General features: G+C 71.4%; 24 protein-coding genes and 1 tRNA gene. 10 read left to right on the plus strand and 15 right to left on the minus strand.

Going from position 1 to position 26,651, the window contains the following annotated elements; genetic code table 11:
- The first annotated feature begins 100 nt into the window (after nucleotides 1-100).
- Complete coding sequence (locus tag ACFYXV_RS13270) at nucleotides 101-307, plus strand: cold-shock protein (RefSeq protein WP_385462151.1); 207 nt, start codon at nucleotides 101-103, stop codon at nucleotides 305-307.
- Nucleotides 308-353: 46 nt separating this feature from the next.
- Here ACFYXV_RS13270 and ACFYXV_RS13275 read toward each other — a convergent pair whose 3' ends face one another.
- Nucleotides 354-896, minus strand: a complete 543-nt coding sequence (locus tag ACFYXV_RS13275) for a hypothetical protein (RefSeq protein ID WP_385462155.1) — start codon at nucleotides 894-896, stop codon at nucleotides 354-356.
- Nucleotides 897-975: 79 nt separating this feature from the next.
- Here ACFYXV_RS13275 and ACFYXV_RS13280 point away from each other — a divergent pair, with 79 nt between their 5' ends.
- From ACFYXV_RS13280 to ACFYXV_RS13290, 3 genes are all read left to right on the plus strand, one after another.
- Nucleotides 976-1,665 (plus strand): response regulator transcription factor, encoded by a 690-nt coding sequence (locus ACFYXV_RS13280; RefSeq protein WP_030010722.1) that lies wholly within the window; start codon nucleotides 976-978, stop codon nucleotides 1,663-1,665.
- Complete coding sequence (locus ACFYXV_RS13285) at nucleotides 1,662-3,047, plus strand: sensor histidine kinase (protein WP_385462158.1); 1,386 nt, start codon at nucleotides 1,662-1,664, stop codon at nucleotides 3,045-3,047. Before ACFYXV_RS13280 ends, ACFYXV_RS13285 begins: the two co-directional genes overlap by 4 nt.
- A 114-nt stretch (nucleotides 3,048-3,161) precedes the next feature.
- The gene (locus ACFYXV_RS13290) at nucleotides 3,162-3,845 is read left to right on the plus strand and encodes an NADPH-dependent F420 reductase (protein ID WP_389382913.1); all 684 of its coding nucleotides are present in this window, start codon (nucleotides 3,162-3,164) and stop codon (nucleotides 3,843-3,845) included.
- A 153-nt stretch (nucleotides 3,846-3,998) separates the two neighbouring features.
- On the opposite strand, the gene ACFYXV_RS13295 is transcribed toward ACFYXV_RS13290, so the two are convergent.
- Entirely contained in the window at nucleotides 3,999-4,505 is a 507-nt protein-coding gene (locus ACFYXV_RS13295; RefSeq protein ID WP_383342145.1) for a MarR family winged helix-turn-helix transcriptional regulator, read from the minus strand.
- 119 nt (nucleotides 4,506-4,624) lie between these two features.
- Between ACFYXV_RS13295 and ACFYXV_RS13300 the strand changes: the two genes are divergently transcribed.
- Nucleotides 4,625-5,455 (plus strand): NAD(P)H-binding protein, encoded by an 831-nt coding sequence (locus tag ACFYXV_RS13300; protein WP_389382914.1) that lies wholly within the window; start codon nucleotides 4,625-4,627, stop codon nucleotides 5,453-5,455.
- Between the two features lie 202 nt (nucleotides 5,456-5,657).
- Here ACFYXV_RS13300 and ACFYXV_RS13305 read toward each other — a convergent pair.
- The 4 genes from ACFYXV_RS13305 to ACFYXV_RS13320 all read right to left on the minus strand — a co-directional run bounded on the left by ACFYXV_RS13305 (nucleotide 5,658) and on the right by ACFYXV_RS13320 (nucleotide 8,398).
- Nucleotides 5,658-5,730 (minus strand) — tRNA-His (locus tag ACFYXV_RS13305).
- Nucleotides 5,731-5,836: 106 nt separating this feature from the next.
- Nucleotides 5,837-6,439, minus strand: coding sequence for an oligoribonuclease (gene orn, locus ACFYXV_RS13310; RefSeq protein WP_030868455.1), 603 nt, complete (start codon nucleotides 6,437-6,439; stop codon nucleotides 5,837-5,839).
- 91 nt (nucleotides 6,440-6,530) lie between these two features.
- Entirely contained in the window at nucleotides 6,531-7,703 is a 1,173-nt protein-coding gene (locus ACFYXV_RS13315; protein WP_383342154.1) for a helix-turn-helix domain-containing protein, read from the minus strand.
- 374 nt (nucleotides 7,704-8,077) lie between these two features.
- Entirely contained in the window at nucleotides 8,078-8,398 is a 321-nt protein-coding gene (locus ACFYXV_RS13320) for a hypothetical protein (RefSeq protein WP_389382915.1), read from the minus strand.
- 535 nt (nucleotides 8,399-8,933) lie between these two features.
- Between ACFYXV_RS13320 and ACFYXV_RS13325 the strand changes: the two genes are divergently transcribed.
- Together ACFYXV_RS13325 and ACFYXV_RS13330 are read left to right on the plus strand one after the other, a co-directional pair.
- The gene (locus tag ACFYXV_RS13325; protein ID WP_385462175.1) at nucleotides 8,934-9,464 is read left to right on the plus strand and encodes a universal stress protein; all 531 of its coding nucleotides are present in this window, start codon (nucleotides 8,934-8,936) and stop codon (nucleotides 9,462-9,464) included.
- Between the two features lie 99 nt (nucleotides 9,465-9,563).
- Nucleotides 9,564-10,133, plus strand: coding sequence for a GPR1/FUN34/YaaH family transporter (locus ACFYXV_RS13330; RefSeq protein WP_385462180.1), 570 nt, complete (start codon nucleotides 9,564-9,566; stop codon nucleotides 10,131-10,133).
- A gap of 68 nt (nucleotides 10,134-10,201) precedes the next feature.
- Here ACFYXV_RS13330 and glmS read toward each other — a convergent pair whose 3' ends face one another.
- The 3 genes from glmS to ACFYXV_RS13345 form a co-directional block, all read right to left on the minus strand.
- Complete coding sequence (glmS, locus tag ACFYXV_RS13335; protein ID WP_385462183.1) at nucleotides 10,202-12,019, minus strand: glutamine--fructose-6-phosphate transaminase (isomerizing); 1,818 nt, start codon at nucleotides 12,017-12,019, stop codon at nucleotides 10,202-10,204.
- A gap of 74 nt (nucleotides 12,020-12,093) precedes the next feature.
- Entirely contained in the window at nucleotides 12,094-12,369 is a 276-nt protein-coding gene (locus ACFYXV_RS13340; protein WP_030008735.1) for a hypothetical protein, read from the minus strand.
- A gap of 120 nt (nucleotides 12,370-12,489) precedes the next feature.
- Entirely contained in the window at nucleotides 12,490-13,395 is a 906-nt protein-coding gene (locus ACFYXV_RS13345) for a DUF4429 domain-containing protein (RefSeq protein WP_389382916.1), read from the minus strand.
- Nucleotides 13,396-13,446: 51 nt separating this feature from the next.
- Here ACFYXV_RS13345 and ACFYXV_RS13350 point away from each other — a divergent pair, with 51 nt between their 5' ends.
- Nucleotides 13,447-15,030, plus strand: coding sequence for a beta-N-acetylhexosaminidase (locus tag ACFYXV_RS13350; protein ID WP_389382917.1), 1,584 nt, complete (start codon nucleotides 13,447-13,449; stop codon nucleotides 15,028-15,030).
- A gap of 165 nt (nucleotides 15,031-15,195) precedes the next feature.
- On the opposite strand, the gene ACFYXV_RS13355 is transcribed toward ACFYXV_RS13350, so the two are convergent.
- The 6 genes from ACFYXV_RS13355 to ACFYXV_RS13380 all read right to left on the minus strand — a co-directional run bounded on the left by ACFYXV_RS13355 (nucleotide 15,196) and on the right by ACFYXV_RS13380 (nucleotide 22,511).
- Nucleotides 15,196-16,986, minus strand: a complete 1,791-nt coding sequence (locus tag ACFYXV_RS13355) for an IucA/IucC family protein (RefSeq protein ID WP_389382918.1) — start codon at nucleotides 16,984-16,986, stop codon at nucleotides 15,196-15,198.
- Nucleotides 16,983-17,570 carry a GNAT family N-acetyltransferase gene (locus ACFYXV_RS13360; RefSeq protein WP_385470163.1) on the minus strand — a complete coding sequence of 196 codons (588 nt, stop codon included), beginning with the start codon at nucleotides 17,568-17,570 and terminating at the stop codon, nucleotides 16,983-16,985. Before ACFYXV_RS13360 ends, ACFYXV_RS13355 begins: the two co-directional genes overlap by 4 nt.
- Nucleotides 17,567-18,868 (minus strand): lysine N(6)-hydroxylase/L-ornithine N(5)-oxygenase family protein, encoded by a 1,302-nt coding sequence (locus ACFYXV_RS13365; protein ID WP_385470165.1) that lies wholly within the window; start codon nucleotides 18,866-18,868, stop codon nucleotides 17,567-17,569. Before ACFYXV_RS13365 ends, ACFYXV_RS13360 begins: the two co-directional genes overlap by 4 nt.
- Nucleotides 18,852-20,333 carry a pyridoxal phosphate-dependent decarboxylase family protein gene (locus tag ACFYXV_RS13370; RefSeq protein ID WP_389382919.1) on the minus strand — a complete coding sequence of 494 codons (1,482 nt, stop codon included), beginning with the start codon at nucleotides 20,331-20,333 and terminating at the stop codon, nucleotides 18,852-18,854. The genes ACFYXV_RS13365 and ACFYXV_RS13370 overlap by 17 nt, the downstream gene beginning before the upstream one ends.
- A 145-nt stretch (nucleotides 20,334-20,478) precedes the next feature.
- Nucleotides 20,479-21,399 (minus strand): siderophore-interacting protein, encoded by a 921-nt coding sequence (locus tag ACFYXV_RS13375; protein ID WP_389382920.1) that lies wholly within the window; start codon nucleotides 21,397-21,399, stop codon nucleotides 20,479-20,481.
- Between the two features lie 71 nt (nucleotides 21,400-21,470).
- Complete coding sequence (locus ACFYXV_RS13380) at nucleotides 21,471-22,511, minus strand: ABC transporter substrate-binding protein (RefSeq protein ID WP_383342188.1); 1,041 nt, start codon at nucleotides 22,509-22,511, stop codon at nucleotides 21,471-21,473.
- 221 nt (nucleotides 22,512-22,732) lie between these two features.
- Here ACFYXV_RS13380 and ACFYXV_RS13385 point away from each other — a divergent pair, with 221 nt between their 5' ends.
- On the plus strand, nucleotides 22,733-24,520 hold the full coding sequence (locus tag ACFYXV_RS13385; RefSeq protein WP_389382921.1) for a hypothetical protein: 1,788 nt from the start codon (nucleotides 22,733-22,735) through the stop codon (nucleotides 24,518-24,520).
- Nucleotides 24,520-26,595 carry a dynamin family protein gene (locus ACFYXV_RS13390; RefSeq protein WP_385470173.1) on the plus strand — a complete coding sequence of 692 codons (2,076 nt, stop codon included), beginning with the start codon at nucleotides 24,520-24,522 and terminating at the stop codon, nucleotides 26,593-26,595. The genes ACFYXV_RS13385 and ACFYXV_RS13390 overlap by 1 nt, the downstream gene beginning before the upstream one ends.
- Nucleotides 26,596-26,651: the final 56 nt, after the last annotated feature.

The raw sequence follows: 26,651 nt of genomic DNA on the forward strand, positions 1-26,651 counted from the left end.
CGGATGACGTGTGCTCCGATCACCCCGCGGGCGGGTATGTCTGCGAGTCGAGCGCCCCGTCGGGGCGAGCGGGCATCCGCGAGGCAAGGGAGACAGGGACATGGCTCAGGGCACCGTCAAGTGGTTCAACGCCGAGAAGGGCTTCGGGTTCATCGCGCCCGAGGACGGCACCGCGGACGTCTTCGCGCACTACAGCGAGATCCAGGGAACCGGCTTCAAGGAGCTCCAGGAGAACCAGAAGGTCGAGTTCGACGTCAGCCAGGGCACGAAGGGGCCCCAGGCGTCGAACATCACCGTCCTGCGCTGACGATCCGAACCCGGAGGGTGGCCGGGGCGCTCCCGAAAGACACGGCCTAGCCCTCGTACGTCTCCACCATCGGCGGGTGGCCGTTCCAGGTGCAGAAGACCGACATCTCACGGCCCGCCTTCGTGAAGGTGACCCGGATCCAGTACGGCTGCTTCCACACCTGCATCTGCCAGCCGGCGTCCGGCGTCGCCGAGACCAGCTCGGCCGAGGACGTGCCGAGGTCGAAGACCACCCGGCCACCCGTGACCGGGTAGGCCTTCACCTTGCCCGGGTCCCCGCCGCCCTGCTGCCCGTCCGGGCTCGGGCTCGGCGGGACCGCCTTCTGCGGGGGCTTCGCGGCGGAGGCCGAGGGCGAGGGCGAAGCCGAGGGGGAGGCCGCGGACGGGGACGGAGCGTCCGTGGCCGGTCCGGGCGAGGGAGCCGCCGCGCGGTGCGTCGAGGAGGACAGCGGCTGCGTGGTCAGGGGTACCGCGAGCGGCGGATCGTAGGCCGTTCCGGACATGACCGTGTGCACGCCCCACCAGGACAGCGTCACCGCTGCCCCGGTCGCCAGCGTCCAGGCGAGTGCGTGAACAAGTCCTCGGTGCATCAGGGCACATACTGCACCACCCGCCCCGGAGGTGGTCCGACACCCCGCGCGGTCCCCCGAATGGACTACGGTGCGGGCCATGGCAAGTGTGCTCGTGGTCGAGGACGACCAGTTCGTACGTTCGGCGCTGATCAGGCACCTGACCGAGGCCTCGCACACCGTGCGCAGCGTCGGCACGGCCCTGGAGGCACTGCGCGAGGTCGCCCACCACCGGTTCGACGTGGTCATCCTCGACCTCGGACTGCCCGACCTCGACGGGTCGGAGGCGCTGAAGATGCTGCGCGGCATCACCGACGTACCGGTGATCATCGCCACCGCGCGCGACGACGAGGCGGAGATCGTCCGGCTCCTCAACGACGGCGCCGACGACTACCTGACCAAGCCCTTCTCCGTGGAGCACCTCTCCGCCCGGATGTCCGCCGTCCTGCGCCGCGCCCGCGCGGCCGCCGGGGCCGAGCCGCCCTCGCGCGTGCTGCGGGTGGGCGGGCTGGCCATCGACCCGCTGCGGCGCCAGGCCGAGCTGGACGGGGCCGTACTGGACCTCACGCGGCGCGAGTTCGACCTGCTGGCCTTCCTCGCCGGGAGGCCCGGGGTGGTCGTGGCCCGGCGCGAGCTGCTCGCCGAGGTCTGGCAGCAGTCGTACGGGGACGACCAGACGATCGACGTGCACCTGTCCTGGCTGCGCCGCAAACTGGGCGAAACGGCCGCGCGGCCGCGCTACCTGCACACCCTGCGGGGTGTCGGCGTCAAGCTGGAGCCGCCGAGGTGAGATGGGCGCTGGTCAAGGTGTGCCTCGCGGTCACGGCCATGGTGGTCGTGGCCTTCGCCGTACCCCTCGGGCTCGTCGTGCAGGAGATGGCCAGCGACCGGGCCTTCTCCAACGCCGAGCGGCAGGCCGCCACCATCGGGCCGACCCTCTCCATCACCACCGACCCCGGGCAGCTGAGCAAGGCCGTGGAGTCCACGCAGATGGGCGCGGCCCAGCGGATGGCGGTCCACGTGCCCCCGGTCGGCGGCGGCGCTCCGGTGGAGATCGGCACCACGCGGGCCGGGGCGCACGCCGTGGAGGAGACCCGGCGGATGGGGCGGGCGATGACGGTCCGGCTGGCCGGGGGCGGCTCGGCGCTGCTCCAGCCGACCGCCCTGGGTTCGGGGGACATCGCGGTCGTGGAGGTCTTCGTACCGGAGAGCGAGGTCAGCAACGGCGTCGCGACGGCCTGGGTGGTCCTCGCGGGCGTCGGCCTGGCGCTGATCGTGGGCTCGGTGGCGGTCGCCGACCGGCTCGGCGCCCGGCTGGTGCGCCCGGCGGAGCGGCTCGCGGACGCCGCGCACCAGCTGGGGGAGGGCCGGCTGGGCGCGCGGGTGCCGGAGGACGGGCCGAAGGAACTCCGCTCGGCGGCCGTCGCGTTCAACTCGATGGCGGACCAGGTGGTGGAACTCCTCGCCAACGAGCGGGAGCTGGCCGCCGATCTCTCGCACCGGCTGCGGACGCCGCTGACGGTGCTGCGGCTCAACACGGCCTCGCTCGGCGACGGGCCGGCCGCGGAGCAGACCCGGGCGGCGGTGGAACAGCTGGAGCGGGAGGTCGACACGATCATCCGTACGGCCCGAGAGCAGCGCGCACCGGCGTCCGGAGCGGCCGGCGGCGGGGCGGGCTGCGACGCCTCGGAGGTGATCCGCGACCGGATGGCCTTCTGGTCGGCGCTGGCGGAGGACGAGGGCCGCGAGGTGCGGCTCGCGGGCGTGGACCGTACGGTACGGCTCCCCGTCGCCCGGCCGGAGCTCGCGGCCGCCCTCGACGCCCTGCTCGGCAACGTGTTCCGGCACACCCCGGAGGGCACGCCGTTCGCGGTGGACGTCCATGACGCGGGGGACGCGGTCATCGTGCTCGTCTCGGACGCGGGCCCCGGGATCGCCGATCCGGACGCGGCGCTGCGGCGCGGCAACGACGGCGGGCGGGACGGCTCGACGGGGCTCGGGCTGGACATCGTGCGCCGGGTCGCGGAATCGACGGGCGGCGACGTGCGGATCGGGCGCTCGATGCTCGGGGGCACCGAGGTCAGGGTGTGGATCGCCCTGGACGACCGGGCGCGGGGCGGTGCGGGCGGTGCGCGGACGCGCAGGGTGAGCCGGCGCAAGCGGCGCGGCTGACGCGTACCGTACGGGGTTGTTGATTGTTGGTCGTTGGTCGTGGGTCGCTCCTTCTCGTTTCTTCCCGCTCCTCCTTTCTCGCTCCTCCCTTCCCCCAACGGAATGGAACCGGTCATGCGTTACGCAGTCCTCGGCACCGGCATCGTCGGCCGTACGGTGGCCGACCGCCTCGTCTCCCTCGGACACGACGTGGTCATCGGCACCCGGGATCCCGAGGCCACCCTGGCCCGTGCCGAGTACGCCGAATGGCAGGAGGTCCACCCGCGGGTCGCCCTCGCCCCCTTCCCCGAAGCCGCCCGGCACGGCGACGTCCTGGTCAACGCCACGGGCGGGCAGGTCAGCGTCGCCGCCCTGACGGAGGCGGACGCCGCGCACCTGGACGGCAAGGTGCTGATCGACATCGCCAACCCGCTGGACTTCTCGCGGGGGTTCCCGCCCACCCTCGATCCGGTGGACGACGACAGCCTGGGCGAACTGCTCCAGCGGACGTTCCCGGGGCTGCGGGTGGTCAAGACGCTGAACACGATGAACTGCCGGGTCATGGTCGATCCGGCGCGGGTGCCGGGCGAGCACACCGTGTTCCTGTCGGGGGAGGACGCCGACGCCAAGAAGTCCGTACGCGAACTGCTGTACTCCTTCGGCTGGCCGGAGGCGAGCGTGCTCGACCTCGGCGGCATCGAGTCGGCGCGCGGTACGGAGATGCTCCTGCCCATCTGGCTCCGGCTGATGGGGACGCTCGGGCACGCGGACTTCAACTTCCACATCCAGGGCGCGGGCGCCGCCACGGCGGGCGACTGAGGCTTTCGCGGGGGCCCTTGAGGGGCCCTTGAGGGGCCCTTGAGGGGCGCGGCCGGGGCCCGGGCCGGATGTGGTGAGCCCGTAGGCGCCGTGCCTGGCCGGCGGCCGCCACCGCGAGCGACGCGGAGGCGGCCGCCGCCGCGTGTACGGGGTTCAGCCGCCGGAGTTGAGCCGCCGGGCCTGGGCGCGTCCGACCTCGGCGGCGCGGTGCAGGTAGTCGGCGATGACGGCGAGTTCGGAGTCGGAGTAGCTCTCCAGGACGGCGCCGAAGGCGCGGCCGGGGGTGTCCCAGGCCTCGCCGATCCGCCGGCGGGCCTCGGGGGCGAGGGCGACGAGGGAGCGGCGCCGGTCGTGGGGGTCGGCGAGCCGCTCGACGATGCCGGCCTTGACCAGGCGGTCGACGAGGCGGGTGGCGGAGCCGGAGGTGAGGCCGGTGAGGCGGGCGATGTCACCGGTGCTGACGGGGCCGGGCTCCATGTCGAGGAGTCCGACGCACTGCATGTCGGTGGGGTGCAGGCCGACGTGGTCGGCCATCGCCTGGTTGAAGAGCGAGTAGTCGGCGTAGTGGCGCTGGCTCTCGGTGACGATGCGCGCGAGCAGCTCGGCGCGGCTCCACTCATCACGGGCGGGGTCACTCGAACGAGGGGAATCGGTTGACATCGGCTTCTCCATGCCTGAAATTTATCTGTGTGGCGCAGAATATTGATGATGCAGAATCTGTGCCGCGTACTCATCCTAGCGTGGGCAGCGTCCACACGAACAGGAAGCAGGAACCCGTCATGTCGATCCTCGTCACCGGTGCCCGCGGCTCCGTCGCCCGCGGCCTCGTCTCCCTCCTCGCCGCCCGGGGCGTGCCCCACCGCCTCGCCTCACGCGAGCCGGACACACCCGATACGGTCCGCTGCGATCTCGGTGATCCCGCGACCTTCGCCGGCGCCCTGGCCGGAATCCGGTCCGTCTTCCTCTACGCCGAGGCCTCCGCCGTCGAGGCCTTCGTCAAGGAGGCCGTCTCCGCCGGAGTCGAGCACGTCGTGCTCCTGTCCTCCTCCTCGGTGCTCGCCCCCGGCGCCGCCGGCAACCCGCTGGCCGCCGCCCATCTCGCCGTCGAGGAGGCCCTGCTGGCCTCCCCGCTGCGCACCACCCTGCTGCGCCCCGGGTCCTTCGCGAGCAATGCCCTCGGCTGGGCACGGTCGCTGGAGTCCGGCCGCCCGGTCCACCTGCCCTACCCGGGATCCCACTGCGACCCGGTCCATGAGGCCGACCTCGCCGAGGCCGCGTTCGCCGTCCTCACCGACCCGGCACTCGGCGGCCGCGCGTACCACCTGACGGGTCCGCAGTCGCTGTCGTTCGCGACCCAACTCGCGATACTGGGCCGGACCCTGGGATCCCCCATACCGTTCGAGGCCGTGACCGCCGAGCAGTGGAAGGCCGAGGTCGGAGCGCACATATCCGGGGCCTACGCCGACGCGCTCCTCGACTACTGGGCCGCGAGCGACGGGCTCCCGGTAGAGATCACCGACGCCGTCGAGCACCTCACCGGCCATCCGGCCCGCCCCTTCGGAACCTGGTGCCAGGACCACGAGGAGGCGTTTCGCCCCCAGGGTGCCTAGGGAGAAGACGACCATGCAGACCCCACACGTCGACCACGGGCCCATCGAGGTCGCGGCCCACGTCGCACGCACTCGCTGCCGCGGCGGCAACCGCACCGTGGCGGCCGCTGACACTGCCGGGGCGGGGGCGGTACCCCCGTGGGGAGAGTCCGTACAACGCAGAGGGCCCCGGCCGCTTCCGCGTGCCGGGGCCCTCTCGCAGGGTGAGTGACGGGACTTGAACCCGCGGCCACCTGGACCACAACCAGGTGCTCTACCAGCTGAGCTACACCCACCATGTCCGGTCGGAAAACCGACCGGCCGAAGAAAAGGGTACAGGGTCCGGGAGGGTGCTCGCGCCCCCCTTTTCCCCGCCCCTTCTCCGGAGGCTCCCGCCGGGTCCTATTCGGCGGACAGGGTGTGCTTGGCGGCGATCGCCCGGGCGGTGTCCGAGTCGGGTCCGGGCTGCGGGACGAAGACCGCCTCCCGGTAGTACCGGAGCTCGGCGATGGACTCCCTGATGTCCGCGAGCGCCCGGTGGTTGCCGTTCTTCGGCGGGCTGTTGAAGTACGCCCTCGGGTACCAGCGGCGCGCCAGCTCCTTGACCGAGGACACGTCCACGATCCGGTAGTGGAGGTGGCTCTCCAGCGCGGGCATGTCGCGCAGCAGGAATCCGCGGTCGGTGCCGACCGAGTTTCCGCACAGGGGCGCCTTGCGGGGCTCCTTCACGTGTTCCCGTACGTATGCCAGGACCTGCGCCTCGGCGTCCGCGAGGGTGATCCCGCCGGCCAGCTCCTCGAGCAGTCCGGAAGCGGTGTGCATCTCGCGCACCACGTCGGGCATGGTCTCCAGGGCCGCGTCCGGCGGGCGGATCACGAGGTCCACGCCTTCGCCGAGCACGTTGAGCTCCGAGTCGGTGACCAGTGCGGCCACCTCGATAAGTGCGTCGTCCGTCAACGAGAGCCCGGTCATCTCGCAGTCGATCCACACCATGCGATCGTTCATGCGGCCCAGCTTATGCGGATAACGCGGAAGGTCCCCCGCTTCGGTGACCACCGATGCGGGGGACCTTCCTCAGGCAGTGCCCGTGGCGGGGCTACGCGTGCTCGCGCAGGACCCGGTTGGGGGCGTACAGCTCCGTCACCGTCGGGCCGGCCGCGGCCAGGGCCGCCGCCGCCCGCTGGGGCTGCGGGGTGCGCTGGTGCGGCACCGGGTTACCCGACATCTCGGTGACCTGCGACACGTCGGCCTGCGGCCGGCGCGCCCGGTACGCCGAGCGGTAGGCGGCCGGGGAGGACCCCAGCTGGCGCCGGAAGTGCCCGCGCAGGGCGACCGGCGAGCGGAACCCGCAGCGCCCGGCGACCTCGTCGACCGAGTAGTCGGAGGTCTCCAGCAGCCGCTGCGCCTGGAGCACCCGCTGGGTGATCAGCCACTGCAGCGGCGCGCTGCCGGTCAGCGAACGGAACCGCCGGTCGAACGTGCGCCGGCTCATGTACGCGCGGGCCGCGAGCGTCTCCACGTCGAACTGCTCGTGGAGGTGCTCCAGGGCCCAGGCGACGACCTCGGCCAGCGGGTCGGCGCCGATCTCCTCCGGCAGCGACCGGTCGAGATAGCGTTCCTGGCCGCCCGTGCGGCGCGGCGGGACGACGAGCCGGCGGGCCAGTGCCCCGGCCGCCTCGCTGCCGTGGTCCGTGCGCACGATGTGCAGGCACAGGTCGATTCCGGCCGCGGTGCCCGCGGACGTGAGCACGTCGCCGTCGTCGACGAACAGCTCGCGCGGATCGACATGGACGGACGGGTACCGCTTGGCCAGCGTCGGCGCGTACATCCAGTGCGTCGTCGCGGGCCGGCCGTCCAGCAGACCTGCGGCGGCGAGCACGAAGGCCCCCGTGCACAGTCCGACGATCCGGGCGCCCTCCTCGTGCGCCAGACGCAGTGCGTCGAGCGCCTCCGGAGGCGGCGGTGAAGTGATCGAGCGCCAGGCCGGAACGACGACCGTGCCTGCCCGGGCGATCGCCTCCAACCCGTACGGCGCGGTGAGCTCGAGTCCGCCGGTGGTCCGCAGCGGACCGTCCTCACCGGCGCAGACGAGCAGTCGATAGCGTGGAACTCCCGCGTCCTGCCGGTCGATGCCGAACACGGAAAGTGGAATGGAGCTCTCGAAGATCGGGCCGCCGCTGAACAGCAGCACCGCGACGATCTCCCTGCGGCGACGCCCCGCGAGCTTCCTGCCGGCGTCCGCGACGACGGCGGTGGAATCCTGGCTCATGGCTAAGCCCCCCTTGGGTGTCGCGACTCCTTGGTCTGGTCGCACCTGCACGTTTCCCCTCGGCCTTGCACGTGGATCCCCCGCCGTAAATACATGATCGAATCTACTGCGTCCCGTGGTGTCGGCGTGACAAGTTCAGCACGCAGCGCTATGTCGACTTGGCAACTTGGCGAAAAGCATTCGATCAGGAAGCCTTCCACTCCGCTACCGGAGTGGGAAGCTCGCCCTCCGGCCATGGCCAGTACCCGTAGGGTCTCGGAGCCCCTTCGGCGTCGTCGTCGCTGGTGGTAGGGGGGTTGAGGGGGCGTTCCGGCAAGACCGGCATTGTTCCGGGAAGTTGGCTGAAAACATGCGGGTGTGGGTGTGCGAATCAGTCAGTCCTCTGGGGAGATTCCACCGGACGTGTGGCAGCCGCGGCCCCCGGGCCCGCTCCCGGCGCGCGAATGCCTGCGGCGCCGGCCCGGCGGCAGCCGGTCCTCGGCGAGGACCAGGGCGGCCCGCTCCGCCTTCTCCGAGTAGCGCAGCATCGCGCGGCACGCCGCCGTGACCGCGACCAGCCCGAGCGTGGCGACGGCGGCCCCGCCGAAGGAGGTCCCGTACACGACGAGCACCACGGGCACGAGCAGGCAGCTGAAGGCGGCCCAGCGCACCACGTCACCCGCGGGGTCGTCATGGGGGCGTCTCGCCGACTGCACGGACGGGTGAACGGGAGCGGGCGTGAAGTGCGGTGTCGTGTCGGTCTGCCGCGCGGATCGGGCGGACCTGGCGGTCCGGGCCGTCCTGGCGGACTGGGCGGACTGGGTGGACTGGGTGGACTGGGTCGGCTGAGCGGGCTGGACGGGGTGAACCGGATGGCCGGGCACGGCGTGCTCCCTGCGGGCTCTTCCTGGGCGGTCGGACGCTTGTCCAACGCTGCGCGACGCGGCTCGGTCACTGCGCGCACGGGTGGCGCACGAGTGGCCGCCGAGGCAACTCGTCACTGGCTGTAGGGGACAGCGGCCATTGCCAAGGAGCCCTGTCTCCGGCATGCTCCCTGGGACGCTCTCCAAGGGCGGCAAGCCCTGTGCAGGACAGGAGTGTCGCCGTACCCTGGTGGGTAAGGGCTTGGGAAGATGCTTCCCGGACAGAGCTCCGTCACCCAGAGTCGTCGTTTTTTCAATCGTCGCTTCCGCTCATTCGCCGCCCCGTCGCCTTGTCCCTTCCCCCGAGGACCTCTCCGCCGAGACACCCATGGCCGGTCACGAACTCCCCGAACCCGCGGACCGCAAGCGCAAGCCCCTCGCCGACCACGCGTCGAGCGACCTGCGCGCGGTGGAACAGACACGTCATCCCTGCGACCCGGCCTTCCGGCACGGGGTGGTGGTGGGTTTCGACGGCTCCACGTCCAGTGAGCGCGCCCTCGCGTACGCGATCGGCATGGCCCGCCGCTCCGGCTCCGGCCTGATCATCGTGCACGTGGCCAACCGGCTGCCCACCACCGTGTGGGCCGGCTGCGAGCCGCCCGTCTTCGTGGACGTACCGGACCACCGCACCGAAGTGCTGGGACTGGAGCTCGCCTGCGCGGACTACCTCTCCGAGGTGCCGTGGATCCTGGTGGAGCGGGGCGGGGACATCTGCCACGAGCTGGAGGAGGTCGGCCGGGAGTACTCGGCGGACGCCATCGTGGTCGGCTCCACGCACGGGATCGTCGGCCGGATCTTCGGCTCCGTGGCGGGCCGGCTGGCCAAGCGCGCACAGCGACCGGTTGTTGTCATTCCGTAACCCGCTGTACGTCGCTCGTGCGGTTGTGAACCCCCATGTAAAGGGTAGATAAATGCTGCTGGGACGCAGCAAACAACTGCAGATCGAAGGGAGCCCGCCGTGGACAATGGTGTCTCTGCGGGAAGCACGGCCTCGACTTCGACCCTCGGGAACATAGCCCTGGGTCTCACCCTTCTCGCATTCGGTATCGGCCACACCGCGATCGTCAGCGGAGTGTCCGTCGCCAACTCCGTGTCACTCGCGACCTACGTCGGCGGTCTCGCCCTGTTCGTCCTCGGAGTCCTCGAATTCCGCGGCGGCAACGGCTTCAACGGCACGGCGTTCGCGGGCCTCGGCGCCTTCTGGTTCACGTGGGCGTCGGGGGCGGACGGAAAGGTTTCGGCACACGCGGCCGGACTCTTCCTGGTCCTCTTCGCCCTGCTCGCGCTGACCCTCACCATGAGCGCCGCGAGCGGACTGTTCGGCCAGGGCGCGTACGCCCTGCTCACCCTCTCCCTCCTGCTCCTCGCGGTCGGCTCCTTCGCCGACAGCGGCGGGCTCGCCAAGGTCGCCGGCTGGGTGGCCGCGCTCTCCGGGCTGATGTTCTGGTACGGCGCCACCGCGGCGCTGGCCCACTGGCCCACCGCACTGGGCAAGTCCTCCGGCCGCGGCGCGGTGGCCGCGAGCTGAGGAGCGTACGGGAACGGCCCCCGGGGAATCCCCGGGGGCCGTTCCGCGTGACCGGTGAGCAGGTGCGACTACTCGACCGTGACGGACTTCGCCAGGTTGCGCGGCTTGTCGATGTCCCGGCCCAGGGCCAGGGCCGTGTGGTACGCCAGCAGCTGGAGCGGGATGCCCATCAGGATCGGGTCCAGCTCGTCCTCGTTCTTGGGCACGAGGATCGTGTGGTCGGCCTTCTCCTGCTCGCGGTGGGCGACCGCGAGGATCCGGCCGCTGCGGGCCTTGATCTCCTCCAGCGCCGCGCGGTTCTTCTCCAGCAGGTCGTCGTCCGGGACGATCGCGACCGTCGGCATCGCCGGCTCGATGAGCGCGAGCGGGCCGTGCTTGAGCTCGGAGGCCGGGTAGGCCTCGGCGTGGATGTAGGAGATCTCCTTGAGCTTGAGGGAGGCCTCCAGGGCCACCGGGTAGCCGCGGACCCGGCCGATGAACATCATCGACTTGGCCTCGGCGTACTCGGCCGCCAGCTTCTTGATGTCCTCTTCGCCTTCGAGGATCTCCTGGATCTGCGCGGGCAGCTTGCGCAGGCCCTCGATGATCCGCTTGCCGTCGGTGACCGACAGGTCCCGGATCCGGCCCAGGTGCACGGCGAGCAGCGCGAAGGCCACGACCGTGTTGGTGAAGCACTTGGTGGAGACGACGCAGACCTCGGGGCCGGCGTGCACGTACACGCCGCCGTCGGCCTCGCGGGCGATCGCGGAGCCCACCACGTTGACGACGCCGAGGACGCGGGCGCCCTTGCGCTTGAGCTCCTGCACCGCGGCCAGCACGTCGTACGTCTCGCCGGACTGGGAGACGGCGATGTAGAGGGTGTCGGGGTCCACGACCGGGTTGCGGTAGCGGAACTCCGAGGCCGGCTCCGCGTCCGCGGGGATGCGGGCCATGCTCTCGATGAGGCCGGCGCCGATCAGGCCCGCGTGGTACGAGGTGCCGCAGCCCAGGATCTTGACCCGGCGGATGCCGCGCGCCTCGCGCGGGTCCAGGTTCAGGCCGCCCAGGTGCACGGTGTTGAAGCGGTCGTCGATCCGGCCGCGCAGCACGCGGTCGACCGCGTCGGGCTGCTCGGAGATCTCCTTGTGCATGTACGTGTCGTGGCCGCCCATGTCGTAGGAGGCGGCCTCCCACTCCACGGTCTCCGGAGTGGCGGTGGTCTTGGTGCCGCTGGTCGTGTAGGTGCGGAAGTCGTCGGCCTTGAGGGTGGCCATCTCGCCGTCGTTGAGGGTCACGACCTGGCGGGTGTGGGCGATCAGCGCGGCGACGTCGGAGGCGACGAGCATCTCCTTCTCGCCGATGCCGAGGATGACGGGCGAGCCGTTGCGCGCCACGACGATGCGGTCGGCGAAGTCGGCGTGCATGACGGCGATGCCGTACGTGCCCTCGATCGCCTTGACGGCCTCGCGGACCTTCTCCTCCAGGGTGTCGGCCTGGGAGCGGGCGACGAGGTGGACGATGACCTCGGTGTCGGTCTCCGAGACGAAGACGACGCCCTCGGCCTCCAGCTTGGCGCGGAGCTCGCCGGCGTTGTCGACGATGCCGTTGTGGACGACCGCGACCTTGCTCTCGGGGTCCAGGTGCGGGTGCGAGTTGATGTCGCTCGGCGCGCCGTGGGTGGCCCAGCGGGTGTGGGCGATGCCGGTGGTGCCCGCGAAGCGCTTGGGCACGCGGGACTCCAGCTCGCGGACACGGCCCTTGGCCTTGACCACCTTGAGCGCGGGGGACTTCGGGCTGTTGACGACGATGCCCGCGGAGTCGTATCCGCGGTACTCAAGTCGCTGCAGGCCTTCCAGCAGCAGCGGTGCCACGTCACGCTTGCCGATGTAACCCACGATTCCGCACATAAAGTCTTGCCCCTCCTGAAGTTCGGTTTCCCTTGCTGCTGTTGCCGCGCCCGGCCGTCGGCCGGCGCTGTCGCTCAGCCGTAGACGATGCGGCGCAGCTGCCGGAGCGAGAGCTCCGGCGGCGCCACGGCGCGGTGCGGCAGCTCGGCCGCGATCCGTTCGAAGATCTCCGCGTTGACCGCCCCGCCGGACTGGAGCTCACGGTGGCGGCGGCGCACGAATTCCTCGGTCGTCTCGTCGAAGTACGCGAGTACGTCGAGCACCACCCGGGCGGCCTCGCCGCGCTGCAGCGCGGTGCTGCGCACCAGGTGGTCGACGAGATCGTCATGAGACGGGCGGCGGTCGAGCACTCGTAGATACTGACTGGCCCCGGCCGGGAACGCAAAGATCCTGCCCGCAATCGGGCAGGATCTCTCTGGTCCAGACCAGCGGAATGCCTAAATCCGGTCAGTGAAAGCAGGAGATAAGGGCTAGAAGCGGCGCAAAACGGCCTGCTTGGCGGCAGCGAACTCCTCGGCCGTGAGGATGCCGCCCTGGTGCAGATCCCCGAGCTCGCGCAGCCGGCGCAGCAGCGCGTCGTGGTCCTCCGGGGCCGACGGCTCCGCGGCCGAGGCCGCCAGCTCCGGCACCGGCGTCTTGGACACGGCCGGGGCGGGCTCGGCCGACACCGCGGCGCCCCGGGGATGGGGCATCCGTACCGCCACGGCCGCCGCGACCAGCGCCATCAGCGGGTCCTTCTTGAAGCCGAACAGCTCCACCGTGTGCGGGTCGTACTTGGGCGCGGGAGCCGCGGGGGCGCCCGCCAGGGTGAACCGGATCCACCCGTTCTCCAGGCCCTTCGAGGGGGACCACTCCACCGCCCGCAGGTCCGCGACCCGGAACTCGCGCGGCCCGCCGGAGCTCTTGGCCTCCTCCGTCGTCCAGTTCCAGTCCAGCGCCACCCGGTCCCCGTCGAAGGCCACCGTCCCGTCCCCGGCGGCCACCGAGATCGGCACGGCCGGACCCGGCAGCAGGTAGACGTCCGCCGGGCCGGGGTCCACCTGGTCGAGCAGCAGCGCGTTGCGGACCTCGTCCACGAAGTACTCCGCCACCCCGGTCCGGTCCGCGTCCACCGTCAGCCGGTACGGATCGGAAGCCTCCGGCAGCCGTCCGCCCGTCACCTGGAGCAGCGGGTCGGCGCCGTCACGCAGCCTCAGCCTCAACCGGCCCGCCCTGCGGCCCGGTTCGTGGCTGATCCCGGCGAGCGCGTGCAGCGGGACGACCACCTCGCCCAGCGTCTGGCGCAGCAGCCCCACCCCCTTGTCGCGGCCGGGCACGATCCGCACCGCGTCCCCGTCGAAGGTCCATGTGCCGTCCTTCTGGATGATTTCCGCCATCCGTCGATTCTCGCACCGGCTCCGGCACGCCAGTTGGCCTATACCTGCCCTATGAGAGTCCTGCGACGCACGCTCGGCACACTCCTCGCCCTCGGCGCGGCCGTCTCCTGCGCCTCGTCCCCCGCCGCCGACGCCAGACCCGGGGACGGCCGGCCGGCCGCCCTCGCCCCCTTCGCGCAGCTCCTGCCGGCGCCCGCCTCCGCCCGCGCCGAAGGCCCCGGGTACGCGGTGGGCGCGGGCACGGTCATCCGTACCGGCCCGGGCGGGGGCGAGGAGGTCCGGCGGGTCGGCGAGCTCCTCGCGGAGCAGCTCAGGGGCCCCAGCGGACTCCCGCTGCCGGTGGTCGACGGAGCCGGCGGCGACGGGATCCGGCTGCGGCTCGACGAGCGCGCCGCGGGGACCGGCGCCGAGGGCTACCGGCTGGAGTCAGGTCCGGGCGGGGTCACCCTGAGCGCCCGGACCCCGGCGGGGCTCTTCCACGCGGGCCAGACGCTGCGTCAGCTGCTGCCGGCGGCCGGTCCGGGCACGGTGCCCGGCGGCGAGATCACCGACGCGCCGCGGTTCGCCTACCGGGGGGCCATGCTGGACATCGCCCGCCACCACTTCACGGCCGAGCAGGTCAAGCGGTACGTGGACCAGCTCTCCCGGTACAAGGTGAACACGCTGCACCTGCACCTGACCGATGACCAGGGCTGGCGGATCGCGATCGACTCCTGGCCGAGGCTGGCGGAGTACGGCGGCGGCAGCGAGGTCGGCGGCGGCCCGGGCGGGTACTGGACGAAGGACCAGTACCGGGACCTGGTCGCGTACGCGGGCGAGCGGTACGTCGACGTGGTCCCGGAGATCGACATGCCGGGGCACGTGAACGCGGCCCAGGCCTCCTACGCGGAGCTGAACTGCGACGGGAAGGCGCGCGAGCGCTACACCGGGATCAAGGTCGGCTTCAGCTCGCTGTGCGTCGGCGAGGAGCGGACGTACGAGTTCGTCGACGACGTGCTCGGCGAGCTGGCCGAGCTGACCCCCGGCCGCTACCTGCACATCGGCGGCGACGAGGCGCACTCGACGCCCGCGGCGGACTACGCGGCGTTCATGGACCGCGCCCAGCAGATCGTCGAGCGCCACGGCAAGACGGTGGTGGCCTGGCACCAGCTGGCCACGGCCCGCCCGGCGCCCGGGGCGGTGCTCCAGTACTGGGGCCACGACAGGACGGCGGCCGCCGAGAAGGCGGCGGTGGCCGCGGCGGCGAAGGCGGGCCACCCGCTGATCCTCTCGCCCGCGGACCGGCTGTACCTGGACATGAAGTACGACGCGGCGACCAAGCCGGGGCTGGCGTGGGCGGGCTTCGTCCCGGTGCGCAGGGCCTACGACTGGGACCCGGGGACCTACCTGGCCGCGGCCGGGGTCCCGGAGTCCGCGGTCCTCGGCGTCGAGGCGCCGCTGTGGACGGAGACGATCGCGACCCGCGCGGACCTGGAGTTCATGGCGTTCCCGCGGGTGCTGGGCCTGGCGGAGCTGGGCTGGAGCCCGGGTCCGCGGGACTGGGCGGAGTACCGGCAGCGGGTGGCGGCGCAGGGCCCGCGGCTGGACGCCCAGGACATCGCGTACCACCGGGCCCCGGACGTCCCCTGGACGTAGCCGAGGCCGCCGCGGCCGCGGCCGAAGGGGACCGGGCCGGAAGAGGAGGACGCCCGAGGCGTGTCCGCGAAGAGGGCCAGTCAGGGCTTCGCGGACACGTCCTCGGGCGGGAGGAGGCGGGTGCGCCGCCGAGGGACCGTATCGGCGGCGCACCCACCCCTTTGATCACCGTCGCGATGCGTAAGGCGCGACGGGGTTCTTGAGGGTGCCGATCAGCTGGAGGGCGGCCGCCGGGTCGGCGAGGTCCACCATCTGCTTGTTGTTGCGCAGCTGGAGCCGGTTCAGGCAGGACAGCTGGAACTCCTCGGCGAACAGGTCGTAGCGCTCGAAGCGCTCCGCGAGCTGCGGCATCGACTCCTGGTAGTCGTGGCCGCAGTCCGCGACCGCCTTCCAGAAGGTCTCCTCCTCGCAGATGCCCTCCGCGGCCAGGATCGAGCCGAGGAAGCGGAAGAAGCAGTCGAAGACGTCCGTGAAGATCGACAGGAGCTTCATGTCCTCCGGGATGTCGGCCCTGACGCGCTCGACGGCCGGCGGGAGCACCGCGTCGGGGTCCATGACCACGATCTCCTCGGCGATGTCCTTGAAGATCGCCCGCTTCACCACGCCGTTCTCGATGACGAGGATGGTGTTCTCGCCGTGCGGCATGTACGCCAGGTCGTACTGGTAGAAGCAGTGCAGCAGCGGCAGGAGGTAGGCCCGCAGGTACGGCTTCAGCCACTCCGAGGGGGTCAGGCCCGACTCCTCGATCAGCGCGCCCACGAAGGACCTGCCCTCGGAGTCGACGTGCAGCAGCGAGGCCATCGTCGCCAGGCGCTCGCCGTCCTTCAGCGATCCCACCGGGGACTCGCGCCACAGGGCGGCCAGCATTTTGCGGTACGGCGAGTAGCGGTCGGTGGCGCGCTCGTACTGGCGGTGGTGGTAGCCGATCGCCGCGCGCTCGCGGATGATCGAGAAGTCCACCGACCGCAGGACCTCGTCGCCCTCGATCAGCTGGTGCAGCCAGTCGTTGATCGCCGGGGTGGCCTCCATGTAGGCCGCCGAGAGGCCGCGCATGAAGCCCATGTTGAGGACCGAGATGGCGGTCTTCACGTAGTGCTTGGCCGGCGTCGTGGTGTTGAAGAAGGTACGGATCGACTGCTGGGCCAGGTACGCGTCCTCGCCCTCGCCGAGCAGCACCAGCCGGCGGTTCGCGATCTCGGCGGCGAAGGTGACCGTGGTCTTGTTCCACCACTGCCAGGGGTGGACCGGCAGGAAGTGGTACTGCGCCGGGTCCAGGTCCAGGGCGGACAGCTTGGCCTCGAACCCGGCGATGGCGGCCTCGCCCAGCTCGGCGCGCATGAACGCGTCGTGGTCCAGGCCCGCGCCGGCCGTGAAGGTCGAGACGTCCTTGCGGGCCGCGACCCACACCAGGTGGACGGGGCTCGCCGTCTCCGGGGCGTACGAGAGGTACTCGTGCACGCCGAAGCCGAGCCGGCCGTTGTTGGCCACGAAGCAGGGGTGGCCCTCGGTCATGCCGGTCTCGATGTCCTGGAAGGAGGACTTCGCGAGGACGGCGGACGGGACCTGCGGCTTCGTGTACTTGTACCCCGAGCCGGCCAGGGTGGAGGAGATCTCCTCCAGGTAGACCGGCAGGACCTCCGGGCTCAGGCCCAGCGCCTCGCGCATCTCGATGTGGAAGTCGAGGGCGTCCAGCGGGAGCTCGGCGCCGTCCCGCAGGCGGGTGACCGAGGCCTCGTCCACGGCCCAGTGGTCCAGGGCGTGGCGGGCCGCGGTGAAGCGGTACTCGACGGAGCCGTCGTCGCTCAGGACCGAGTACGCGGACGCGGAGCCGACGACCGGCTCCGGGGTCAGCAGGCGCTCGTGCGAGAACTCCGCCAGGGCCTTGCGGACCAGCGCGCGGTTCGCGCGGGCCCACAGCTCGGGGGAGAGGTGCGAGATCGCGTCGGCGAGGCTCATATGGAGTCTCCCGTCAGGCCGGTGGCCGCCTCGAACTGCGCGCGGGTGCAGAAGCTCAGCAGGGCCGTCTTCTCCGGCTTCTGGACCGGGCCGTCGGGGACGAAGCCGACGGCCTCGTTCAGGGCGTGCACCGCCGTGTTCTCCACGTCGGGCTCCACGACCACGCGCCGGGTCTGCGGGTCGGCGAACAGCGCGGCCATCACCGTCGTGATCACGGCGCGGGTGAACCCGTGCAGCGGCCGCTCGCTGGGCGCGACGAGGAAGTGCATGCCGACGTCGCCGGGCTGCGCCTCGTACAGGCCCACCAGCTCCAGCCTGCTCGGGTCGTACTTCTCCATCAGGAAGGCCGGGCGGCCCTCGTGGAGGCCGATGAAGGCGTCGTGGTGCTCGTGGGCGGCGATGCGCATGTACTCGCGCTCGACCTCCGGCAGCGAGGCGTCCTGCATCATCCAGAACGAGGCTTTGGGGTGCGTGACCCAGCCGTGGAGCAGCTCCGCGTCGGCGAAGGGGTCCAGCGGGCGGATCGCGAAGCCGCCGAGGGCGGCGTCGGTGCGGGTGTAGAGGGTCTCTGCGGTGGTGCTCATGCGTGGGTGCCTTCCGGGGCCGCGAACTGCTGGAACGCGATGGACTTCTCGACCTTGTAGTACTCGCGGCCGAGGAGCTCTCCGACGATGTACGCGTTGCGGTACGCGGCCATGCCCAGGTCGGGCGAGGTGATGGAGTGGTTGTGCACCGTGCCGTTCTGCAGGAAGACCCCGCGGCCGGTCACGTCGATGCTGTAGTTGCGGGCCGCGTCCGGCCGGCCGTGGCCGTCGAAGGCGAGGCGCTCGCGCACCGGGTTCAGGAACTCCGGCAGCGCGTACTTGTAGCCCGTGGCGAGGATCAGGCCCTCGGTGGCGAGGGAGAAGTCGCGCTCCTGCTCCTCCTGGCGCAGCCCCAGGGTGTAGGTGCCCGTGGTGGTGTCGTACGCCGCGGAGTTCAGCGAGGTGTTGGTCAGGAGGGTGGTCGGGACCGGGCCCGGCGAGGTGACCTTCTTCTGGTAGAGCAGGTCGAAGATGGCGTTGATGAGCTCGCCGTCGATGCCCTTGAAGAGGTTCTTCTGCTGGGTTTCGAGCCGGTAGCGGGTCTCCTCGGGGAGCGCGTGGAAGTAGTCCACGTACTCGGGGGAGGTCATCTCCAGCGTCAGCTTCGTGTACTCCAGCGGGAAGAACCGCGGGGAGCGGGTGACCCAGTTGAGCTGGTAGCCGTGCACGTCGATCTCGGACAGCAGGTCGTAGTAGATCTCCGCGGCGCTCTGGCCGGAGCCTATGAGGGTGATCGACTTCTTCTGCTGGAGCTCCGCCTTGTTCTGCACGTAGGCGGAGTTGTGCGTGAAGTCGCCGCCGAGGCCGGCGCAGGCCTGCGGGACGAACGGCGGGGTACCGGTGCCCAGGACCAGGCGGCGGGCGCGGTGGGTCTCGCCGCGGTCGGTGTGGACCTCGTACACCTCGGCCTGCTCGTCGTACGTGACCTCCGTGACGGAGGTGGAGTACCGCACGTTGGTGAGGCGGTCGGCGGCCCAGCGGCAGTAGTCGTTGTACTCGGTCCGCAGCGGGTAGAAGTTCTCCCGGATGTAGAAGGAGTACAGCCGGTCCTTGTCCTTCAGGTAGTTCAGGAAGGAGAAGGGCGAGGTCGGGTCGGCGAGGGTGACCAGGTCCGACATGAACGGCGTCTGCAGGTGCGCGCCGTCCAGGAACATCCCGGCGTGCCACTCGAAGTGCGGCTTCGACTCGATGAAGAGACCGTCGAGCTCGTCGATCGGCGCGGTCAGGCAGGCGAGTCCCAGGTTGAAGGGACCGAGGCCGATACCGATGAAGTCGTGGGGCTCAGTGGTGGACGGCAAGGGATTCTCCCAGGAACTGCTCGGCGTGTGCGGCGAGGAGGTCGAGGACGGCCGCGATGTCGGCCGTCGTGGTCTGCGGGTTGAGGAGGGTGAACTTCAGGTACTGGTCCCCGTCCACCTTGGTGCCGGCGACGACGGCCTCACCCGAGGCGAACAGCGCCTTGCGGGCGTGCAGGTTGGCCTCGTCGACGAGGTCCCCCCGCACCTCACCCGGGGGGACGTAGCGGAAGACCAGGGTGGAGATCTGCGGGCGGACGACGACCTCGAAGCGCGGGTCGGCGTCGATGATGTCCCAGCCCGCGGCGGCCAGGTCGATGACCTCGTCGAAGAGCGAGCCGAGGCCGTCGGCGCCCATGGTGCGCAGGGTCATCCAGAGCTTGAGCGCGTCGAAGCGGCGCGTGGTCTGGATGGACTTGTCGACCTGGTTGGGGATCCGCTCCTCCGCCATGCGGCGGGGGTTGAGGTAGTCGGCGTGGTACGTGGCGTGCTTGAGGGTGTCGCGGTCGCGCACCAGCATCGCGCTGGAGCTGACCGGCTGGAAGAACGACTTGTGGTAGTCGACCGTGACGGAGTTCGCGTGCTCGATGCCGTCGAGCAGGTGCCGGCGGGTGGGGGAGATCAGCAGTCCGCAGCCGTACGCGGCGTCCACGTGCATCCAGGTGGAGTGCTCGGCGGCCAGGCGGGCGATCTCGGGGAGCGGGTCGATGGACCCGAAGTCGGTGGTGCCGGCGGTGGCGACGACGGCCATCGGGTGGAGGCCCTCGCGGACGCAGCTCTCCAGCTCCAGCGCGAGCACGGAGGTGTCCATGCGGCGGTTGCGGTCGACGGGGACGGCGATGACGGCCTCGTACCCGAGTCCGAGCATGGCGGCCGACTTCTTGACGCTGAAGTGGCTGGCCTCGGAGGTGAAGATGCGCAGCTTCGGCAGGACTTCGGACTTCGCGAGCGGCCGGTCGCTGTGCTGCATGACCTTGCGGCAGGCCTCGTCGCGGGCCAGCAGCAGGGAGTGGAAGTTGGACTGGCTGCCGCCTGAGGTGAAGATGCCGTCCGCGTCCGGGCCGAGGCCGATGCGCTGGGCGGTCCAGTCGATCAGGCGGCGCTCGATGAGCGTGCCGCCGATGGACTGGTCCCAGGTGTCCAGGGAGGAGTTGACGGCCGACAGGACGGCCTCGCCGAGCACGGCCGGGATGACGACCGGGCAGTTGAGGTGGCCCAGGTAGCGCGGGTGGTGGAAGTACACCGCGTCGCGCAGGTAGACCTCTTCCAGCTCGTCGAGGACGGCGGCCGGGTCCTCCAGCGGCCGGTCCAGGTCGATCCCGTTGATGACCGGGGCGAGTTCGTCCACGGATATGCCGGTGTGGGGCCGCTCGGTGGTCGCGAGTTTCGCGGCGACGCGCTCGACGCCTTCCGTGACGGAACGCCGGTACAGGTCCGCGGTCGTCTCATTCAGCAGATGCGAGCGCATCAACGTTCCTCCGGGCAGGGGGAGAGGGGGGTGGGGAAGGTGTTCTTAGGTTAGCCTAACCTAACTGTCACGCCAAATGGAGATGGGCCCCGGCCAAAAGCCGGGGCCCATCTCTCAACTCGGATGTGAACAAAGGGAGTTGAGACTACAGTGCGGAGGCGGGGTCCTCGCTCGCAGCCTGTCCCGAGTACGCCTCGGCGAGGAGTTCTTCCTCGCTCGCACCGAGCCGCCAGTAACCGGTGAAGCGCACCGCGCGCCGGTCGATGGAACGTTCCTGCACGATGTGCCGGCGGACCGACCGAATGGTGCCCGCCTCGCCCGCGAGCCAGACGTACGGGGCCTCGGCGGCCGGGAGTTCGGCCGCCCGCAGCGCCTCCACCACGCGCTCGGCGCGCTCCTTGCCCGCGCCGCTCTCGCGCACGATCCAGGTGATGTCCACGTCGGCGGCGCTCTGGAGGTCGAGGCGGTCGTCGGCGTGCGGCACCTCGAACCAGGCCGAGACCCGGGTTCCGGCGGGGAGCCGGTCCAGGATCGCGGCGGCGGCCGGGAGCGCCGTCTCGTCCGCGTACATCACCAGCGCGTCGGTGGCGGCCGGTGGCTGGAACCGTACGGACTTGTTCTCCGCGACGGCCGGGCCGATCGCCATGATGCGGCGGCCGGTGACGGCCCGTCCGGCCCAGTACGAGGCGGGTGACGCGTCGCCGTGCAGGACGAAGTCGATGTCGACCTCGTCCGCGCCCCCGTCCGTACGGCGCTGTTCGCGCACGGTGTACGAACGCATCACGGGGCGGTCGGCGTCGGGCATGGCCCGCCAGGCGCCGAACCAGGTGTCCTCATCGGTGGACGGGAGCACGGTGTGCTCCTCGTGGGCGGGCGGCAGGAAGAGCGAGAGGCTCTGGTCGTAGCCGCCCGAGCGGAAGCCCGCGAGGGACTCCCCGCCGAACGTGACCCGCAGGAACGAGTGTCCGAGCCGGCGGGTGCGCAGCACTTCGAGTTCGAAGAACCGGAAGTGGGCGGCGGCCGGGACGGCTTCGGAGGCGGTCGCCTCGGATGCGGTGGCGGTCATGCGGGAAGTCCCCCCTGGGAGTGGAAGCGGCGCCTGGTCGGGGCGCCGGGGCCGGCGGGGCCGGCTGAGGGTCAGCTGACCTTCTTGGCGCCCTGGATGGCCTTGGCGAGGTCCTCAAGGATCTTGGCGCACTTGTCGTACGAGTAGATCGGCTCGGTCACGCGCGGGGCGACCTGGCCGGCCTTGACGGCGGGCATCTCGGCCCAGGTCGGCTTGGCCTTCAGCTCCTCCGGCTGGAGGGTGCCGGTGCGGTTGTCGAGCAGGACCAGGTCGGCCTTGTACTTGCCGGCGTTCTCCCAGCTCAGGCTCTCGAAGAAGTTGCCCTCGCCCAGCTTGTCCGGGGTGATGAACTCGACGCCCAGGGACTTGAAGTACTTCAGGTCCGCCGAGGTGTCGGGGGAGGAGGCGTAGAAGAGGTCGGCGGAGCCGGAACCGACGAGGACCTTGATGCCCGGGTTGGCCTTGGTGGCCTCGCGGACCTTGGTGGCGGCGGAATCGAAGCGGGCCTTGCCGTCGGCGGCGGACTTGGCGTTCATGTCGGCGCCGAGGGACTTGGCGAGGTCCGCGGTGCGCTCCAGGGCCTTGTCCATGGAGACGTCCCCGCCGACGCCGATGGCGGCGGCCGGGGCCAGCTTCAGGATCTTGTCCTTGGAGGCCTCGGGCACGTACCAGTAGGTGCCGTCCCAGGTGTTGGTGACGAGCAGCTCGGGCTGGAGGGAGGCGTACTTCTCGACGTTGAACTCGTCGTAGACGTTGCCGAGGATCTCGACCTTGGAGATGTCCATCGAGCCGGCCTGGACGTCGGGCTTGCCGTCGGCGGTCTTGGTCGGGCCGAAGACGCCCTTGACCTGGATGCCGTAGTCGTACAGCGCGGCGGCGGTGCCGGTGAACGCGACGATGTTCTTCGGCTTCGCCTTGAGGCTGACGTCCTTGCCGAGGTCGTCCTTGAAGGTCCAGGGGCCGGAGGCGGCGGCGCCCTTGTCCTTGTCGCCCGCCTCGCCCTTCGCCGAGTCGGATCCGCCGCATGCGGTGAGGGCCGCGACGAGGCCGAGGGCGCCGCCGGCGGCGATGAGACCGCGGCGGGAGAGGTAGGAGGTACGGGACTTGGGCATGTCTATGTCCGCTTTCGTGCGTGCCGGGCGGCCACTGGGCCGTTCGGAGGGAAGGTTAGCCTAACCTTGGCCGAAATTGGTAAGGGGGGCCTAACTTTCTCCTGGAAGGCCTCTTCCCCGCACGCCGGCGGGTGCCTTCCCGCCGAACCGGCGGCGCCCGGCCCCCTCCGTTGGCATCATGGCTCTGCCGGGAGGACCTGACGGGGTGGGGTGGCGGCGCTGTGGACGGTACGGGGGAGCACGACCAGGAGCTGCGCCAGGCCGAACTGGCCGAACGCGTCGCCCTGCTGGCCGACCGGGCCGGAGCGGACTCCGCGGCCTCGCTGATCCGCCGCACGGCCCGCCGCGCGGAATCCCCCCGGGCCCGGATCTGCGTCATCGGCGGCAGCAACGTCGGGAAGTCCCGGCTCGTCAACGAACTGGTCGGCGCGGCGTGCGTACCGGTGTCCGTGCACGCCACGGACGGGCCGCCCGTGGTGGTACGCCCCTTCACCGCCGGACCGGCGGAATCCGGCCACCCGGCCGACCCGGAGGCCGCCGCCGCTCCCGCCGCTCCCCGGGACCCGGGGGACCCCGGGGACCCCGGGCCGGCGGGCCTGCGCACCGTACGGATCGAGGTGCCGTCCGGGTCCTGGGCCGCCCGTACCGGGGTGGAGCTAGTCGACACCCCCGGCTGGGAGGGCTGGTCCGGAGTACGGCAGCCCGACACCGCCGCCCTCGCCCGGATCGTCGGCGACTGCGACGTGGTGGTCGTCGTCACCGAGGCCCGCCGCGCGATGCTCGCCACCGAACAGGCCCGGATCAAGGCGCTCGCCGCCGCCCCGCACAGCCCTCCGCTCGCCGTCGTCGTCACCAAGCCGGCCGAGGTGGAGGACGAGGCGGCCGACATCATGCGCCGCGTCAACCACCTCGTCTCGGTCCTGGCCCCCGAGGCGCTGGTACTGGCCGGACCGGTCCCCGTGCCCGGCGCCGCGGAACCCGACGGCGTGGACCCGCTCCGCGCCGTCCTGGGCCACCTGGCCGGGATCCGGCTGCGCCGCGCCCTGAGGACCATCCGCAGGCTGCACCTCCTCGCCGCCACCTGCGACCTCGTGGAGCAGGCCGCCGGGCGGGCGCTCGCGGACCTGGACCGGCCCGACCCGGTCCGGACGCGGGCCGCCGAGGTCTGGCACACGGCCCACGAGAGCGCCCGCTTCCACTGGATCGTCCTCAGCGCCGAGGCCGGGGAGTGGCGCGCCACCCTGGTCCAGACGATCGCCGCGGAGGCGCGCAGGCGCCGCGCCGCCACGGCCCGCGAACTCGCCGCGCGCTTCTCCGGGATGCTGGAGACACCCGAGGAACAGCACTTCATCCGTCTCCACGCGATCCCGTACACCGCCGAGGCCCTCCAGCACTTCGAGGCGTGGATCACCGGGACCGTCGACCGGGCCCTCGAAGAGGACATCCGCCGGCTGCGCGCCGCGCTGCTCCGCAACCGGCCAGGCGAGGAACTGTTCCAGGGACTGGCCGCCCCCGGCGCCGGGCGGGTCGTACCGGCCGCGACCCTGCCCGGAGTCGCCGAGGAGGCCGCCGCCTCCGAGTCCCGGAACGCCACCGGCTGGGACGCCTCCTGGCTGCCGGAGTTCGTCGGCACCGCCATCGAGAGCGTGCTCACGCCCCTGTCAGCCGAGATCGTCGGGCAGATCGCGGGAGCGGCCGGCACGGCACTGGTCACGGAAGCCCTCGAACACGGTCAGGCCGAGCGCCGCGAACGCGCCATCGACGACCTGGAGCGGATCGTCGAGGCGGCGTTCACGGAACAGGTGGCACGGACCGAGGCACGCGTCGGCCAGGTCTACGACCACCTGCTGAGCCGGGCGCGGGACCGCGACGAGCAGTGGTGGCGGCTGCACACGACGGCCGTCGCCGCCCAGCCGGAGTCCCTCGACCACTGGCGTTCACTGCAGAGCACGGCGCGGACGCTGAGCCGCTCCGTGCACGCCCACCTCTCTCCCCTGGAAGGGGCCTGATGGCGCACGAGAACCGGCGGTTAGCGGCCGGGCAGGAATCACCGGCCGCGCAGTTCCGCGGCTGGAGCGAGAACATCGGAACGCTGCGTACGTACTACCAGCGCCTCCAGCAGGTGGCCGGCGAGGCCGCCGCCCTCATCGTCCCGCCCGGAACCCCGGGAGGCGCACTGGACCTCGGGATCAACGGAGCGGTCTTCGAGCGCGAGACCTTCCGCATCATGGTGCTCGGCGAGTTCAGCAGCGGCAAGAGCACCCTGATCAACGCCCTCCTGGGCAAACGGCTGCTGCCCACCAAGGCCAATCCGGCCACCGCCTTCACCACGGTCCTGCGCTGGGGCGAGACCGAGCGGGCCTGGCTGTACCGGGACGGGGACCGGCAGGGCTCCGAAACGGCGGTCACGACGGAGGAGTTCAAGCGGGAGGTCGCCCTCCAGATCGACGCGAAGGGCGCACCCCGGACCCCGTCCTTCGCGCTGGCCGTCGTCGAGCAGCCGCTGGAGCTGCTGCGCAGGTCCGTGGAGATCGTGGACTCGGCCGGGATCAACGAGAGTTCCGACCGCGAGCTGGTCACCCTGCGGTACCTGGAGGAGGTGGACGCCGTCGTGTTCGTCACCGACGCGGGACGTCCGTTCACCCTCCACGAGACCGAGAACTACCTCACCCGGGTCAGGAAGCTCGGCCACCGCGACATCTTCTTCGTGGTCAACCAGTTCGACCGGATCGAGGAGGAGGAGCGGGCGGAGGTCATGAGCCGCTGCCGCAACGCCGTCGCCGAGCTCGCCGGGGAATCCGGCGGCGCGCCCGCCAACGTCTTCTTCGTCAGCGCCCTCCAGGCCCTGCGGTCGCGGATCGACGGCGACGAGGAGGGGCTGCAGGCCTCGGGGATCGGTCAGCTGGAGTCCGCCCTCGAGGTCTTCTGCATGCGCGACGCGGCCCGGGTGAAGTTCGTCCGGCTCGCCGAGTTCCTGCGCCACAACGCCGTCAACCTGCGCGTACGCCTGCACGACGAGGGCGCGATCCTGATGAAGTCGACGGCGGAGCTGCGCGAGCTCCTCGAACGCAGCCAGTCCACCCAGAACCAGCTGCGCGCCAGTGCCGACGCGATCCGCGACATCGTCAGCAGCAAGATCCTCGCGATCGAGGGCGAACTGCACCTCAGCTTCGCCGAGTTCCTCACCAGGATCAGTGACGAGATCGGGGAGTGGCACGTCACGACCGGCCCCGGACGCCTCACCCGGGCCATCCGGTCGTTCACCAGGGGCGGCCGCGTCGCCGCCCAGCACGAGCTGATGGACGCGTACACGGTCCAGCTCCAGGAGCGCATGCAGCTCTTCTGCGCCCAGGAGCTCGACCAGGTCATCGAACAGCAGCAGGGCGACCTGGTGCGCCAGCTCGAACCGCTGATCCGGGCGCACGCCGACCTCCTCGACAAGCTCCGGGCGGAACTCACCGGGTCCCAGGCGGACCGGGACCAGAACGACCTGATCTACACGCTGGCCGTCGCGGCGGGCATGGGCAAGGCGGGCGAGGGCCGGCGCCTCGGTGACGACGTGCCGCTGATGTTCCGCCCCAGCTCCCTCATGGTGTACGGCTTCGGCGGCGGGGCGGCGCTCGCGGGCGGGGCGACCGCCGCGGCGGCGGCCACCGGTCTGATCACCCTGAGCCTGGCCGTTCCGGTGATCGGCATGGCGGCGGCCATCGGCGCGGCCGTCGGGCCGCTGCTGGCCTCCGGGGCGGTCTTCTTCGCGCCCGGCAAACTGCAGACGCGCGCGGCCGAGGAGTTCGCCGCCCACGTGAAGGACTCCGCGGCCCAGACCGCCCGCCACTACGCCGGCAGCCGCGCCGCCGACCTGCGCAAGATGTGGGGCGGAATCAGCGGAACGCTGCACCTCCAGCTCCAGGACCTCATCGGCATCGTCCAGCGCAACATCGAGGAGTCCCGGCAGGACGAGCAGGACAAGACGGGCATGCGGGACCAGCTCTACGCCTTCGAGCAGCGGATCACCGACGTGGAGCAGCACATCGCGGGCTTCCTCCAGCCCTTCGTCTCCGAGGCGGAGCGCGAACAGGGGTAGCGGGCGGCTGGGAACGCGGACGACCGCCGGACCGGGATCGGTCCGGCGGCCGTCCC

The organism is Streptomyces sp. NPDC002181, from assembly GCF_042890485.1.
Classification (GTDB): domain Bacteria; phylum Actinomycetota; class Actinomycetes; order Streptomycetales; family Streptomycetaceae; genus Streptomyces.